The sequence below is a fragment of the Gemmobacter nectariphilus DSM 15620 genome (genome assembly GCF_000429765.1).
Taxonomy (GTDB): Bacteria; Pseudomonadota; Alphaproteobacteria; order Rhodobacterales; family Rhodobacteraceae; genus Wagnerdoeblera; species Wagnerdoeblera nectariphila.
The window spans coordinates 187717-201610 of sequence record NZ_AUCM01000005.1 but is presented as its reverse complement, the minus strand read 5'-3'; the positions used below and the strand labels follow the sequence as shown (position 1 = coordinate 201610).

At 66.6% G+C, this 13894-nt stretch carries 17 protein-coding genes; 16 read left to right on the top strand and 1 reads right to left on the bottom strand.

All coding sequences use genetic code 11. The features are described 5' to 3' along the window. The first annotated feature begins 6 nt into the window (after positions 1-6). The 15 genes from G481_RS0105990 (at position 7) to G481_RS26855 (ending at position 12883) form a co-directional block, all read left to right on the top strand. A complete protein-coding gene (locus G481_RS0105990) occupies positions 7-960 on the top strand; it encodes an ABC transporter permease (protein WP_028029216.1) in 954 nt (317 codons plus the stop codon). Further along, complete coding sequence (locus tag G481_RS0105985; RefSeq protein ID WP_028029215.1) at positions 957-1841, top strand: ABC transporter permease; 885 nt, start codon at positions 957-959, stop codon at positions 1839-1841. The genes G481_RS0105990 and G481_RS0105985 overlap by 4 nt, the downstream gene beginning before the upstream one ends. Next, entirely contained in the window at positions 1828-2856 is a 1029-nt protein-coding gene (locus G481_RS0105980) for an ABC transporter ATP-binding protein (protein ID WP_028029214.1), read from the top strand. Before G481_RS0105985 ends, G481_RS0105980 begins: the two co-directional genes overlap by 14 nt. Beyond that, positions 2853-3821, top strand: a complete 969-nt coding sequence (locus G481_RS0105975) for an ABC transporter ATP-binding protein (RefSeq protein WP_028029213.1) — start codon at positions 2853-2855, stop codon at positions 3819-3821. The genes G481_RS0105980 and G481_RS0105975 overlap by 4 nt, the downstream gene beginning before the upstream one ends. A gap of 30 nt (positions 3822-3851) precedes the next feature. Further along, the gene (locus G481_RS0105970) at positions 3852-5039 is read left to right on the top strand and encodes a diaminopropionate ammonia-lyase (RefSeq protein ID WP_028029212.1); all 1188 of its coding nucleotides are present in this window, start codon (positions 3852-3854) and stop codon (positions 5037-5039) included. A 14-nt stretch (positions 5040-5053) separates the two neighbouring features. Next, positions 5054-5962, top strand: coding sequence for an N-carbamoyl-D-amino-acid hydrolase (locus G481_RS0105965; protein WP_028029211.1), 909 nt, complete (start codon positions 5054-5056; stop codon positions 5960-5962). 212 nt (positions 5963-6174) lie between these two features. Further along, positions 6175-7458 carry a tyrosine-type recombinase/integrase gene (locus G481_RS0105960; protein ID WP_425402452.1) on the top strand — a complete coding sequence of 428 codons (1284 nt, stop codon included), beginning with the start codon at positions 6175-6177 and terminating at the stop codon, positions 7456-7458. Between the two features lie 489 nt (positions 7459-7947). Further along, complete coding sequence (locus G481_RS0105955; RefSeq protein WP_028029209.1) at positions 7948-8130, top strand: helix-turn-helix transcriptional regulator; 183 nt, start codon at positions 7948-7950, stop codon at positions 8128-8130. A 106-nt stretch (positions 8131-8236) separates the two neighbouring features. Further along, positions 8237-8521: a hypothetical protein gene (locus G481_RS0105950; protein WP_028029208.1), complete on the top strand. Its 285-nt coding sequence runs from the start codon at positions 8237-8239 to the stop codon at positions 8519-8521. Then, positions 8518-8733, top strand: coding sequence for a transcriptional coactivator p15/PC4 family protein (locus tag G481_RS0105945; protein ID WP_051294331.1), 216 nt, complete (start codon positions 8518-8520; stop codon positions 8731-8733). The genes G481_RS0105950 and G481_RS0105945 overlap by 4 nt, the downstream gene beginning before the upstream one ends. 91 nt (positions 8734-8824) lie before the next feature. Continuing rightward, entirely contained in the window at positions 8825-9712 is an 888-nt protein-coding gene (locus G481_RS0105935) for a DUF7146 domain-containing protein (RefSeq protein ID WP_028029206.1), read from the top strand. Further along, complete coding sequence (locus tag G481_RS22990; RefSeq protein WP_051294330.1) at positions 9709-11232, top strand: YfjI family protein; 1524 nt, start codon at positions 9709-9711, stop codon at positions 11230-11232. Before G481_RS0105935 ends, G481_RS22990 begins: the two co-directional genes overlap by 4 nt. A 408-nt stretch (positions 11233-11640) precedes the next feature. After that, positions 11641-12066, top strand: coding sequence for a hypothetical protein (locus G481_RS0105925; RefSeq protein ID WP_028029205.1), 426 nt, complete (start codon positions 11641-11643; stop codon positions 12064-12066). Between the two features lie 83 nt (positions 12067-12149). Then, positions 12150-12494: a hypothetical protein gene (locus G481_RS0105920; protein ID WP_028029204.1), complete on the top strand. Its 345-nt coding sequence runs from the start codon at positions 12150-12152 to the stop codon at positions 12492-12494. A gap of 101 nt (positions 12495-12595) precedes the next feature. Further along, complete coding sequence (locus tag G481_RS26855) at positions 12596-12883, top strand: HGGxSTG domain-containing protein (protein ID WP_342666561.1); 288 nt, start codon at positions 12596-12598, stop codon at positions 12881-12883. 322 nt (positions 12884-13205) lie between these two features. Here the strand turns inward: G481_RS26855 and G481_RS0105915 are convergent, their stop codons facing one another. After that, a complete protein-coding gene (locus G481_RS0105915) occupies positions 13206-13448 on the bottom strand; it encodes a helix-turn-helix domain-containing protein (RefSeq protein WP_035025253.1) in 243 nt (80 codons plus the stop codon). A 101-nt stretch (positions 13449-13549) separates the two neighbouring features. Here G481_RS0105915 and G481_RS0105910 point away from each other — a divergent pair, with 101 nt between their 5' ends. Next, a complete protein-coding gene (locus tag G481_RS0105910; RefSeq protein WP_028029202.1) occupies positions 13550-13864 on the top strand; it encodes a hypothetical protein in 315 nt (104 codons plus the stop codon). Positions 13865-13894 lie beyond the last annotated feature (30 nt).

The window sequence follows — 13894 nt, the reverse complement described above, 5'->3', positions numbered from 1 at the left end:
ATTGACATGCTTGGATATCTTCTTCGCCGCCTGATCTATGCCGTTCCCGTTGCCATCGGGGTCAGCCTGATCTGCTTCCTGCTGGTGCATATCGCGCCGGGCGATCCGCTGGTCGCCGTGATGCCCATCGACGCCACTGCCGAGCAGGAAGCCGAGATGCGCGCCGTCTACGGCTTTGACAAGCCGCTGCCGGTGCAGTTCGGCATCTGGCTGGGCAATGCGGTCCAGGGGGATCTGGGCAAGTCCATCGCCACCGGCCGCCCCGTCGGGGCCGAGGTGGCGCGCGCCGTGGCCAATACGCTGCTGCTGGCAGCGGCGGCCAGCGTGATCGGCTTTCCGCTGGGGCTGCTTCTGGGCTTCATGGCGGGCTATCTGAACAACACCGCCTGGGATCGCGCCATCACGGCGCTGGCCATCGGCGGGGTGTCTACCCCGAACTACTGGCTGGGCATGGTGCTGGTGATCGTGTTTTCCGTCAGCCTTGGCTGGCTGCCATCCATGGGGGCCGGGCCTGGCGGGTCGGGCGACTGGTCCTGGGACTGGGCGCATGTGCGCCATCTGATCTTGCCGGCCGTGACGCTGGCGGTGGTGCCCATGGGCATCGTGATGCGCACGACGCGGGCCCTGGTGGCCGACATCCTAGATCAAGATTTCGTGCAGGCGCTGGAGGCCAAGGGCATGACGCGCGCGGGCATCCTGCGCCATGTGGCCCGCAATGCCGCGCCCACCGCGCTCTCGGTGATCGGGCTGCAGCTGGGCTATCTGCTGGGCGGGTCGATCCTGATCGAGACGGTCTTCAACTGGCCCGGATCGGGCTATCTGCTGTCGGTCGCGATCTTGCAACGCGATCTGCCGATGCTGCAGGGCACGATCCTGGTGCTGGCGATGTTCTTTGTCGCACTGAACCTGATCGTCGATCTGCTGCAATCCGTCATCGACCCGAGGATTTCGCGCGCATGACCGATGCCACCACCGAACCCGTCCTGCGGATCGCGGCGCAATCGCAAGGCTACTGGGCCGGGGTCTGGCGCCGGGTGCGCCGCGATCCGGTCACGCTGGTCTGCGGCGCAATTCTGGCCGCGCTGATCCTGGCGGCCATCTTTGCCCCGTGGCTGGGAATGGCCGATCCCTATCAGGGCTCGATGATCCGCCGGCTGAAACCCATCGGCACCGCCGGCCATCCGTTCGGCACCGACGAGCTGGGCCGCGACATGCTGGCCCGGCTGATCCATGGCGGGCGGCTGACGCTGTTTCTGGGCATCACGCCGGTCGTTGCCGCCTTTGCCATCGGCACCACGCTGGGGCTGATCGCGGGCTATGTCGGCGGCTGGGTCAACACGATCATCATGCGCACGGTCGATGTGTTCTTTGCCTTTCCCTCGGTGCTGCTGGCCATCGCCATTTCCGGCGCGCTGGGGGCGGGGATCGTCAATTCGCTGGTCTCGCTGACCATCGTGTTCATCCCGCCGATCACCCGGGTGGCGGAAAGCGTCACCGCCTCGGTGCGCAAGCTGGATTATGTCGATGCGGCGCGGGCCAGCGGGGCGGGGGATTTCACCATCGTGCGGGTGCATGTGCTGGGCAATGTGATGGGGCCGATCTTTGTCTATGCGACCTCGCTGACCTCGGTGTGCATGATCATCGCGGCGGGGCTGTCGTTCCTGGGCCTTGGCGTCAAGCCGCCCGAGCCGGAATGGGGCCTGATGCTGAACACGCTGCGCACGGCGATCTATGTGAACCCCTGGGTCGCGGCACTGCCGGGGGTGATGATCTTCATCACCTCGCTGTGCCTGAACCTGATGAGCGACGGATTGAGGAGCGCGATGAATGTCCGCCAATGACCTTGGCCTGCCCGACAAGGGCGGCCCGGCCCAGCCGCTTGTCATCGCCAGTGACCTGACCTGCCACTTTCCGGTGCGCGCCGGGGCCTTCGGGCCGAAAAAGGTGGTGCGCGCCGTGGATGGCGTCAGCTTTACCATCGCCAAGGGCGAGACGCTGGGGGTCGTCGGGGAATCCGGTTGCGGCAAGTCCACCACGGCGCGGCTGATGATCGGCCTGATCGAGGCGACCGGCGGCAAGATCATCTATGACGGGCAAGAGCTTGGCGCCGACCTGTCGCTGCGTGAATTGCGGCGCGGCGTGCAGATGGTGTTTCAGGACAGCTTTGCCTCACTCAATCCCCGGCTGACGATCGAGGAATCCATCGCCTTCGGCCCCAAGGTCAACGGTGTCGATCCCGCCGAGGCGCGGCGCATCGCCCGCGATCTGCTGGACCGGATCGGGCTGGATCCGGCCCGCTTTGCCGGCCGCTATCCGCACGAGCTGTCAGGCGGCCAGCGCCAGCGGGTGAACATCGGCCGGGCCTTGGCCATGCGGCCCCGGCTGGTGATCCTGGACGAGGCGGTTTCGGCGCTGGACAAGTCGGTCGAGGCGCAGGTGCTGAACCTGTTGGCCGATCTGCGCCGCGATTTCGACCTGACCTACATGTTCATCAGCCACGATCTGAACGTCGTGCGGTATATCTCGGACCGGCTGATGGTGATGTATCTGGGCGAGGTGGTCGAGATCGGCTCCGCCGAAGCGCTGTATGAGCGGCAGGCGCATCCCTATACCGCGGCGCTGTTCTCGGCCATGCCCTCGATGGATCCCGATGCCCGGACCGAGGTTCCGCCCCTGGCAGGCGATCCGCCCAATCCCATCGACCCGCCGTCGGGCTGCCGGTTCCACACCCGCTGCCCCTTTGCCGAAGAGGTCTGCGCGGCGCGCAAGCCGCAGGTCGTCACCCTGGGCGAGGGGCATCAGGTGGCCTGCCACATGCACGATGCCACCTCTGGCCATGGAAAGGCTGCCGCATGAGCGCGCTGGTCGAGATCAACAACCTGACCGTCCGCTTTGGCGGGGCGCGCACGGTTCATGCGGTGAACGGGGTCAGCCTGAGTGTCGAAAAGGGCGAGGTGCTGGCGCTGCTGGGCGAAAGCGGCTCGGGCAAAAGCGTTACGCTGAAATCCATCCTGCAATTGCTGCCACCCCGGCGCACCACGATCGGCGGGCAGATCCGGTTTGACGGCACCGATGTTCTGGCGCTGAAGGGCCGGGCGCTGAGCGATTTTCGCGGGCGCGACGTGTCGATGATCTTTCAGGATCCGGCGCTGGCGCTGGATCCGGTCTATTCCGTGGGCGCGCAGATTGCCGAAACGGTGATGCGCCACCAAGGCGTCCCGCGCGAGGTGGCGATGGATCGCGCGCTGGAGATGCTGCGCAAGGTGCGCATCCCGTCGCCGGAACGTCGGCTGAAGAACTATCCGCACGAGATGTCGGGCGGGATGCGCCAGCGTGCGATGATCGCGCTGGCGCTGTCGTGCAACCCGCGCCTTCTGCTGGCGGATGAACCGACGACGGCGCTGGACGCCACGGTTCAGATGCAGGTGCTGCTGCTGCTGCGCGCCTTGCAGAAGGAAATGGGCATGTCGGTGATCTTTGTCACCCATGACATCGGCGTTGCGGTGGAAATCGCCGATCGGGTGGCGGTGATGTATGCCGGCACCATCGTGGAAACCGGCACGATTGCCGAGATCATGAAGAACCCCCGCCATCCCTATACGCGGGGGCTGTTGGCCGCGAACCTGCATGGCGCGGTCAAGGGCACGCGGCTGGATGCCATTCCCGGTGCCCCGCCGACGCTGGAACAGCCGCCTTCGGCCTGCCCCTTTGCGCCGCGCTGCCCCCAGGTGCGCCCGGCCTGCCACGCGGCCTTGCCCCCGGTGGTGCAGTCCGGCCCCGGCCGCCGGGTGGCTTGTGTGCTGGAAGCTGCCACCGCATGATCCGCCCGCAACCGGACAAAAGGGGCTGACATGATCTTGGAACCGCAGGCACAGCCAGGGCTGATCCGCAATTCTCTGGCCAGCGCGGACAAGCCGTGGACCGCGGCGCAGGATGCGATCCTGTCGGATGAGGCACTGGCCGAGGCGCGGCGCGTCATCGGATCGTGGCAAGGCTATGCCCCGACGCCGCTGGTGGCGCTGCCGGGGCTGGCGGCCCGCGCCGGGATCGCCGCGCTGCACCTCAAGGACGAAGGCGGGCGGTTCGGCATTGGCAGCTTCAAGGCGCTTGGCGGGGCCTATGCGGTGGCGCAGGTGCTGGCGCGGGCGGCCTCGGCCCGCGCAGGGCGCCATATCAGCGCCGAAGAGGTGGCCACCGGCGCCGTCCCCGATCTGGTCCGGGCCGAAACAGTCACCTGCGCGACCGATGGCAACCATGGCCGATCCGTCGCCTGGGGCGCGCAGCGGTTTGGCTGCCGCGCGGTGATCTTCATCCATCAGACCGTCTCGCAGGGCCGGGCCGACGCCATCGCGGCCTTTGGCGCCGAGGTGCGCCGCACCCCCGGCACCTATGACGACAGCGTGCGCATCGCCGCCGAAACCGCGCAGGCCGAAGGCTGGCATGTGGTGTCGGATACCTCGTGGGGCGGCTATACCGACGTGCCACGCCATGTGATGCAGGGCTACGAGATCATGGCCACTGAGGCGTTTGAATCCCTGCCGCAGCCCCCTACGCATATCTTCCTGCAAACCGGGGTGGGCGGCATGGCGGCGGCGGTCGCGGCGCTGGCGAAGCGGCGCTGGGGCGCGGCGCGTCCGGTGATCGTGCTGGCCGATCCTGTCGGCGCCGCCTGCTGGGCCGAGAGCTATGCCGCCGGTGCGCCCACCCCTGCCAAGGGCGAGGTCGAGACCATGCAGGCCGGCCTTGCCTGCGGCGAGGTTTCGCTGCTGGCCTGGGAGATCTTGCGCGATCATGGCGACTGGGTGGTCACCGTGCCCGATGAGGCCATCCCCGGGGCGATGCGCCTTCTGGCGCGGTCTGCGGGCGGCGATCCTGCGGTGGTCGCGGGCGAATCCGCCGTGGCGGGGCTGGTGGCGTGCCTGTCGGCCGATGGTGCGATGCGAGGCGCGCTTGGTCTTGGTCCCGCGTCGCGCGTTCTGGTCTTTTCGACCGAGGGCGATACTGACCCCGCCCTTTATCGCCGCATCCTTGATTCCTGACCGCCGGAGCCCCCATGAGCCGCAAATTCGTCGCCGCCGTCGCCCAGCTTGGCCCCATTGCCCGCACCGAGCCGCGATCCACGGCCGTTGCCCGGATGATGGATCTGCTGCGCGAGGCGGCGGATCGTGGTGCGCGGCTGGTGGTGTTTCCCGAACTGGCGCTGACCAGCTTCTTTCCGCGCTGGCCTCTGGAGGGGGCCGAACTGGACGCCTGGTTCGAAACCGCCATGCCGAACCCCGAGGTGCAGCCGCTGTTCGATCTGTCGCGCGATCTGGGGGTGGCCTTTCATCTTGGCTATGCCGAACTGACGCCCGAGGGACGGCATTTCAACACCGCAATCCTGGTCGAGGCCGGGCGGATCGTCGGCAAATACCGCAAGATCCACCTGCCCGGCCACCGCGAGGTCGAGGACTGGCGCCCCTTCCAGCACCTTGAAAAGCGCTATTTCGAAACCGGCGATCTGGGCTTTCCGGTGTGCGACGCGCTGGATGGCAAGCTGGGCATGTGCATCTGCAACGATCGCCGCTGGCCCGAAACCTGGCGGATGCTGGGGCTTCAGGGGGCGGAACTGGTGGCGCTTGGCTACAACACGCCGCTGCACTACCCGCCCGCGCCCGAACATGACCACCTGCAATATTTCCACAACGAGCTGTCTTTGCAGGCCGGCTGCTATCAGAACGGCCTGTGGGCGCTGGCGGCTGCCAAGGCCGGGCACGAGGAAGGCTGCGATCTGATCGGTGGCAGCCTGATCGTTGCCCCCACCGGCGAGATCATCGCCCGCGCGGCGACAGTCGGGGACGAGGTGATCACCGCAACGGTCGATCTGGACCGCTGCCAGGAGATCCGCCGCAACATCTTCGACTTCGCGCAGCACCGCGAGCCGCAAGCCTATGGGCTGATCACGGCGCCCAAGACGGCCTGACAGCGACCGACTCGGCACCTCGCATCAACGCGGACGTTCGGCCGCACGAAACGGGGGCCAGCGATCTGCCGAAATGCGCGATTTTTCAACGTGTCGGGGGATTGACTGGTGGAGCAGAGGTCCACCATGCTTAGGTTTGTCGTAGTATCAGGAGGCGCAGAGGCGCCTTGAAAACAAAGGAAAGACTTGCGCACCACGTCCCGCAACGTCTAATGGCGTTTCATGTAGTCCCACAATTCATGTGGGTCTTAGTGTGGGGCGAGGCGATGGGCAGCAAGACCGGCAAAGGGCTATCTGCGGCGTTCGTTCGGACGGTGACGGAACCGGGCCGCTATGGTGACGCGATGGGATTGCATCTTGTGGTTTCGCCCAGCGGGTCCAAGCGGTGGATCCAGCGCATCACCATTCGCGGCAAGCGTGTTGACCTTGGGCTAGGACCGTTGGCCGCCGTGTCGCTGGCCGAGGCGCGGGAACTGGCGGCCCGGAACTTCAAGGAAGCCCGGACGGGGGGCGATCCGCTGCGCGCCAAGCGTGAGGCACAAGCCGCCGTGACATTCGAGGAAGCCGCCCGCAAGGTTCACGAAATCCACCTGCCGACATGGCGCAATGCCAAGCACGGGAAAGACTTCATTGCTTCGCTGGAAGCCTACGCCTTCCCAAAGCTGGGCAAAATGAAGGTGCAGGACGTGACAACGGCGGATGTTCTGGCCGTGCTTACCCCGATCTGGACCAAGATCCCCGAGACTGCCAAGCGGGTTCGGCAGCGCATCGGAACGGTGATGAAGTGGGCCATTGCGCAGGGCTGGCGTCAGGATAACCCGGCCGACAATCTGGACGGGGCCTTGCCCAAGGTGCCAAAGGTCAAGGCCCATCGGGTGGCGCTGCCCTATGACAAGGTGTCGGGCTTCCTTGATGCCCTGGGGGCTTCTGGCGCCGGGCCGTCCACGAAACAGGCCCTTGAATTTCTGGTGCTGACCGCCGTTCGGTCTATCGAGGTGCGCGAGGCCCGCTGGTCGGAAATCGACATGGCTGCGAAGGTCTGGGAAATCCCAGCCGAGCGAATGAAGATGAAGCGCGCGCATCGGGTGCCGCTGTCGCCCCGCGCATTGGAAATCCTGCGCGAAGCCGAGGCCCTGCGACCTGCTACACCCGCTACACCTGCTACGCAGGCCGAGCCATCGCCGCTGATATTTCCCGGTCAGAAGCCGGGCCGCCCGCTGTCCGACATGACCCTTTCAAAGCTGGTGAAGGAACTCGGCTTCCCGGTGGATGTTCACGGCTTCCGCACATCGTTTCGCACCTGGGCGCAAGAGCGCACCACGACTGCCCATGAGGTGGCCGAGGCTGCACTTGCCCACAACGTCGGCAACAGCGTGTCACAGGCTTACGCCCGGTCTGACATGTTCGAGAAGCGCCGCGACCTGATGGACCGCTGGGCCGCCTATCTGGCCGAGGAAGCGGGGAAGGTGATTCGTTTTCCGGCGGGGAACGCGTGAGGCGTGGTGTTCTCAGTTTGTGCAGGGGTGGGCAAGTCTATATCTGCGCAAGCGACCGTGCATCTGACCGGCAAGGAATATCCAATGCGGTGATAGGTGTGGGGATAAATCCGCTAAATCGCCAGACACAGAGCAATCACATGGGTTTGGGCTGTCAATCCGCTAAGTCTTTTGGCTCAAAGGGCAAAGTTGCCTCGTGCCTTGGGCGCAACGAAAGCGGGGTTCAGCCTCGCGTCCTGACTATTACGATTGCGAGAAGCCCAAGACTGAACTAGGCGTTGTAGCGTCTCGGGCCGTTCGAGGCAAATGTAGGGAAAACGGCGACCCCCGTCTAAGGCTCAACCGCCAAGTTAAAGCCAAAGACGGAGGCCGGGTAGAACAAGATTGAACCCAATGTTCTGCCCCACCCCTACGCATCGTTTGCGAATTTAGCAAGTGGCTTGTGGGCGCTTGCTAGGTCCGCATAGGGGACATGAGGGGGCTTCTGCCTTGTCGTTCATCATGCGTCTGCCTGCCGTCATGCAGGCTACCGGGCTGTCAAAGGCCAGCATCTACAATGGCATCAAGGCGGGCACGTTCCCGCCTTCCGTGAAGCTGGGCGAACGCGCCGTTGGCTGGAAATCCGATGTGATTGCCGAGTGGGTGAAAACCCGCACCTCGGCTGTTGCCTAAGAGAAACCCCGCCGGGGCACGGCGGGGCTAAAGGCTGTCGCAGGCTCACATCGCAAGGGCGAAGATAGCCTAGACCCGCTGCCCGGCGCAATGCCGAGGCAAAGCAATGGCACATCACGGATTCTATTCCAGCGCCACGCAGGTTGAATGGGCCTGCCGCGCGCTGCTGTCGGGCCGCACCATCGGGCACGGCGACGAAATCAGCGAAGCGCAGGGCTGGAGGCTCGCCGCCATCGTCTGGCGCCTGAAACGCCGCTACGGCTGGCCGATCCAGACCGCCTATGCCGGGCCGGAAAACCACGCCCAATACAAGCTGGAACCCGGCTGCGACCGTTCGCGGCTGCGCTTTCCGCGAAGCGCCCGGCACATGTCGGAAGGCGGTGCGCAATGATGGACCTGGGCACGATCCGCAAGAACAGCCGCGAGGAAATCCGCTTCACGGTTGAGACCTACAAGGGGGTAGAAATCGTCAACGCCCGTGTCTGGTATCTGGACACGGACGGCGAATATCGCCCTGGCAAGCAAGGGCTGGCCTTCCGGCTGGACCTGCTGGGCGAGGTGTTGGCGGCGCTAGGCAAGGCGCGCAAGGCGGTGCTGCAATGACCCGCCTGCAAATGCTCTACCTGCGCCGCCTGCACGGGCTGTCAGAGGCGCAGGCCCATGCGCTGGCCGTCCTGATCTGGGGGGCCGCATCGTGACCGAAGCCCAGCGCATCACGGCAGCCCTGCAAGGCCGCTGGCATGGCCGCTATGGGCTGGCCCGCTGCCCCGCCCATGGCGACCGCAACCCCAGCCTGTCTCTGTCCGATGGACCTGGCGGGCGGCTGTTGGCCCATTGCAAGACCGGCTGCACCTTCGCGGCGGTGCTGGACGCCCTGCGCGGCCTTGGCATCATCGAGGGCCGGGGCACGGTGCCGCAGACCGATCCGGCGGAACTGGCCCGCCATGAGGCCGCCCAGCGCCGCGAAGCCGACAAGCGGGAAGCGCAGGCCCGCACCATCTGGGCCGAGGCGCAACCGATCGGTGGCACCATCGCGGAAACCTATCTGCGCCGCCGCGCCATCACCTGCGCCTTGCCGGACACCCTGCGCTTTCACCCCGACTGCTGGCACGGGCCGACCGCCCGGCGCCTGCCTGCGATGGTGGCGCGGATAGACGGGGGCGAGCGGCTGGCCGTGCATCGCACCTGGCTGCGCGGCGATGGCAGCGGCAAGGCCGAGGTGGAACCGGCCAAGGCAATGCTGGGCGCCTGCGCTGGCGGCGCTGTGCGGCTTGCTGGCGGGCAGGACGCCCTTGCGGTGGCCGAGGGCATAGAGACCGCCCTTAGCTTGCTGTGCGGCCCGCTGATCGGCTCTGTGGCCGTGTGGGCCGCTCTGTCCACCTCTGGCCTGACCGGCCTGCGCCTGCCCGCTGCCCCCGGCACGCTGATTATCGCAACCGATGGTGACGCCCCCGGCCACGCCGCCGGGCACAAGCTGGCCGAGCGCGCCGCCGCGCTGGGCTGGGCTGTCACGATGTTCCCCGCCCCAGAGGGGCGAGACTGGAACGACGTTCTGCAATCCATGAAAGGGGCCACGCCATGAGCGCGCCCGCCAATATCAACCCCGCCTACGCCGCGACCGTTCACGACTACAAGGCCGAGGGGCCGCAGCCGCTCTTGCGGGAAATCCCGCCGGGGGCGCCTTACCCTGTCGATGCGCTGGGTCCGCTGCGCGCGGCGGTGGAGGCCGCGCAGGATGTGACGCAGGCGCCCGTCGCCCTGGCTGCGCAATCCGCGCTGGCCGTGGCATCGCTGGCGGTGCAGGGCTTCGCCAATGTCGAGACACTGGGCGGCGATGCGCCATGTTCCCTGTTCTGCCTGACCATCGCGGAAAGCGGCGAGCGGAAATCATCCTGCGACCGGCTCTTGATGCGCGGCGTTCGGGACCATGAGAAGGCAAGGGGCGCCGACTATCGGGACGCCATCGCGGAACATGAGGTTGCCCGCGAAATCTGGACCGGCAAGCGCAAGCGGCTGATGGCCGAGGCCGCCAGCGCCGACAAGGCCAAGGCCGCCGGGGCCGAGGCTGACTTGCGCGGCCTTGGCCCGGAACCCCGCCCGCCGCTCTATCCCAGTGTGACAGCGCAGGAACCGACCTTCGAGGGGCTGTTGAAGCTCTACCAGATCGGGCGCCCGTCGCTGGGGCTGTTCTCGGACGAAGCCGGCGGCTTCATCGGGGGCCATGCCATGAACTCCGACAACCGCCTGAAAACCATCGCCGGCCTGTCGCAGCTGTGGAACGGCGACACGGTGAACCGGATCCGCTCTGGTGACGGGGCCAGCGATTATCCGGGCCGCAGGCTGGCCATGCACCTTATGGCCCAGCCCATTGCCGCCCGCCCGTTGCTGGCCGATCCGCAGGCATCGGGCCAAGGCTTCCTTGCCCGCTTCCTGATTACCGAACCGCCCAGCCTCATCGGCACCCGGCTGCGGCGCGGGCATGATCCGGCCAGCGATATGGCGCTTTCTGCCTTCACGGCCCGCCTGACTGCCATTCTGGAAACCCCGATGCCGACCGGCGACACGGCGCAGGAACTGGCCCCGGAACGCCTGCCGCTGTCGCAAGGGGCCAAGGAACTGCTGTGGCAATTCTATGCAGCCATAGAGGCGGCGCAGGCGCCTGGCGAAGCCATGGAACACGTTCGGGCCTATGCCAGCAAGAGCGCGGAACAGGCCGCCCGCATCGCTGGCGTGTTGACCCTGTGGGCCGATCTGGACGCGCCCGAGGTCAGCCCCGAGGCCATGCGGCAGGGTATCGCGCTTGCCAGCTTCTATCTGAAAGAGGCGCGGCGCCTGGCCGAAGCTGGGGCGGTGTCCGAAGAAACCGCAAAGGCCGAGCGGCTGCGGCAATGGCTGGTGGAAAGCTGGCCGCATGGCGAGGTGACGCCGCGCGAGATTGTGCAGCTTGGCCCGAACGCCCTGCGGGAACGAAAGGCACTGTCCGGGCCGCTGGGCCTGCTGGTCAAGGCTGGGCATCTGGTCGCGCTGCCAGACGGCACAGTTGTTCGAGGGGCGGCCCGCCGGGAAGCCTATCGCATCGTGAGGGTGGGCCATGAAATTTGACCTTGATGCGGCTCTTGCGGAAATCCTCAACTGCGAACTTCCCCCTGCTACAGTCGCTACGCCCGCTACAAATCGGGCAAATGTAGCAAGTGTAGCGGGTGTAGCGGCGCAGCCTGCTGAAACCCCGCCGCCTGCCGAGGTGTTGCCGTTCCCGCCCCAGCCCCGCGCGCCCGCGCCTTCACGGCTGGACGGTGCCGCTTCCCTTGGCATCGCAGACGATACCCCACGCGCCCTGTGCAGCGTGACCGGCAGGCCCATGACCTGGACGGGCAAGGTTGTGCCCTTGGACGCATGGCGCCGCCTGTCGGCTTGGGAACGGCACGGGCCGGATGGGCGACTGTTCTGCGGCATCTGCCGGGCATGGGTGGCGGCTGGAACCTTCCCGCATTGCCACGCCGGGGGTGCGGCATGAACCGCGCCCTGCGCCGGGCCGCAAAGGCCAATGCCAAGGCGACGGCTGCCATCCTTGCAAGCAGCGTCTATGACTATCAAGGCGGCGCCATGGTGCGCGTGACCGATGGCCGGGCTATCGAGGCCCTGACCCGTGCATTCACTCTGCTGTTGCGCTTCGAGGGAAAGCCGGTGGCCGTGCCGCTGTCCGAAGCTGAGGCCATGGGCTTCCCCGCCCACAAGCGCGCCTGCCTGTCCGGTGGCGTGACCTGGCTTGCCGTGGGGCTGGATCCAGATATGCGCGCATCCTACGCCCTGCAATCCGCCGCCGGGCCTGACCGGGCCGCCGCCCATGAGGCCGCGCGGGAACTGGCGCTATCACGGCTGGCCGGGCTTTGCGCCACGCCCGGCTTTCCGATGGGGCGGCCACGGGGGCGCGCATGACCGGGACCAGTCAGTTACCGGCACCCCCGCCCCGTCAACACCCTGGCCCGCCTGTGGCCCCGGATTTATCAAGAGGAAATCATATGCCCGGACCTGACCCGGACGGCCTGCACTATGACGAAACCCCGGACGGGCGCCCGATTGTCATGGCGCATGTCTGGCCGTCTGACGGCTTCTTTGCCCAAGGCAACCGGAGCCATCGGCTGGCCCGCGCCCGTGCCGTGCTGATGAACCTGCAAAGGGGCGGCTGGACCTGCCCCGGCTGCGGCGACCCGGTGCCGATCTGGCGCCGCGCCGATGCGGTGTTCTGTTCCACAGGGTGCCGCAAGCGGGCCGCCCGTGCCCGGCGCAAGGACAGGGAGGGGGTGGGCGAAAGTCTGGAGCCTTCAAGGCCCGGACCGGCGGGGTTCATGCGCGATGTGCGCTAACACAGGTTTTCGCATTCACGGGCGCGCAGGCGCGGCATGGGGTAAGAGGGGCCGAGCGGCTTTGGTTGGCCAATACGCGCGCGAAGGGGAGGGGTGATAGGATGCGAGCCAAGCTGGACGCCGAGGAAGCCGCATTCTTGGCAATGGTGGCCCGGCGGCGGGCGAGGCTAGAGGCCGCCCGCGCCCGCCGCCGGGTGCCTTGCGGCGCCAAGACCCGGAAGGGCACGCCCTGCCGGTGCAAGTCCGAACCGGGCAAGCGGCGCTGCAAGTTTCACGGAGGGCTGTCTACCGGGGCCAAGACCCCCGAGGGCCGCGAACGCATCCGCGAGGCCCAGCGCCGCCGCTGGGAACGCTGGCGGGCAGAGCAGGGACAACCTCACAAAACTTGACATCGCATCGCCTCGCACGCGTCATGGGGTGATAGGGCCGAACCCTAAGATTACCCTTAGGTGGCGGGGCGCGCTGATTACTCTCGGAACGCGCCAGCTTCGCACCAGAACCGGGCTTTGACCCCCTCCTGTGCTTGCATCAAGCTGGCAACCAGATTGCAGTTTTCGCGGTTGTAGCCCGACCCATGCGCCGTATCGAAGCTAGCAACATGGATCCGCGCGCCAGCATCTAGCACGCTGTTTCTGTAGAGCGTGAATGACCCGGCCCCGTCAGACCGCGCTGGCCCAGCGGCAAAGGCCAAGGTTAAGACCAGAACCCATCTCATTCCTTCGCCCCCAGCGCCACGCCCGGCCCTGCGGCGACCTGACCGCCTTCGAGGAACTGCACGCCCTGGGCTTCGAGGGCGCGGCGGATGGCTTCCACTGTGTCGTGCCTGCCGGAAACTTGCCCCTTCGCGGCATCCATCCGCTGGATGGTCGGGTAGCTGACCCCCGATGCCTTCGCCAAGTCTGCCGCTGTCCAGCCGAGAAGGGCGCGTGCCGCCCGAATCTGTTCGCCGTTCACTGTCCACCTATGGAAAATCTATCAGTTTAGATAGAAGGCATATTGATATGCCGTCTATTGGTTGTTATAGATAACCTATCAAAACTGATGGGGCAACCGCCATGACCTATGACCGCGCCGCGATTATGAAAGCCGCCCACGTCGCCGCCCGTGGCCTGACCGGCCATCCGATGATGAAGGGCCGCACCTATGCCCAGAACTTCGCGGGCCAGCTTCGCCGCGTCTGGGCCGAGGCGAAGGCGCGGGCGCAGGCCGAAGCGATGGCCAAGGCCGCCAAGCCCAAATCTGCTGCCGATCGGATCCGCGAAGCCATCTTCCTGCTGGAATGCAAGGACCGGCTGGAACCCCGCGACTGGGCCGCGCTGGATGCCATGCGCGCCGATCTGCGCCGCGTGACCTACGCCGCCGCTGCCTGACAACCTCAACTTTTCTCAGCAAGGAGCCTG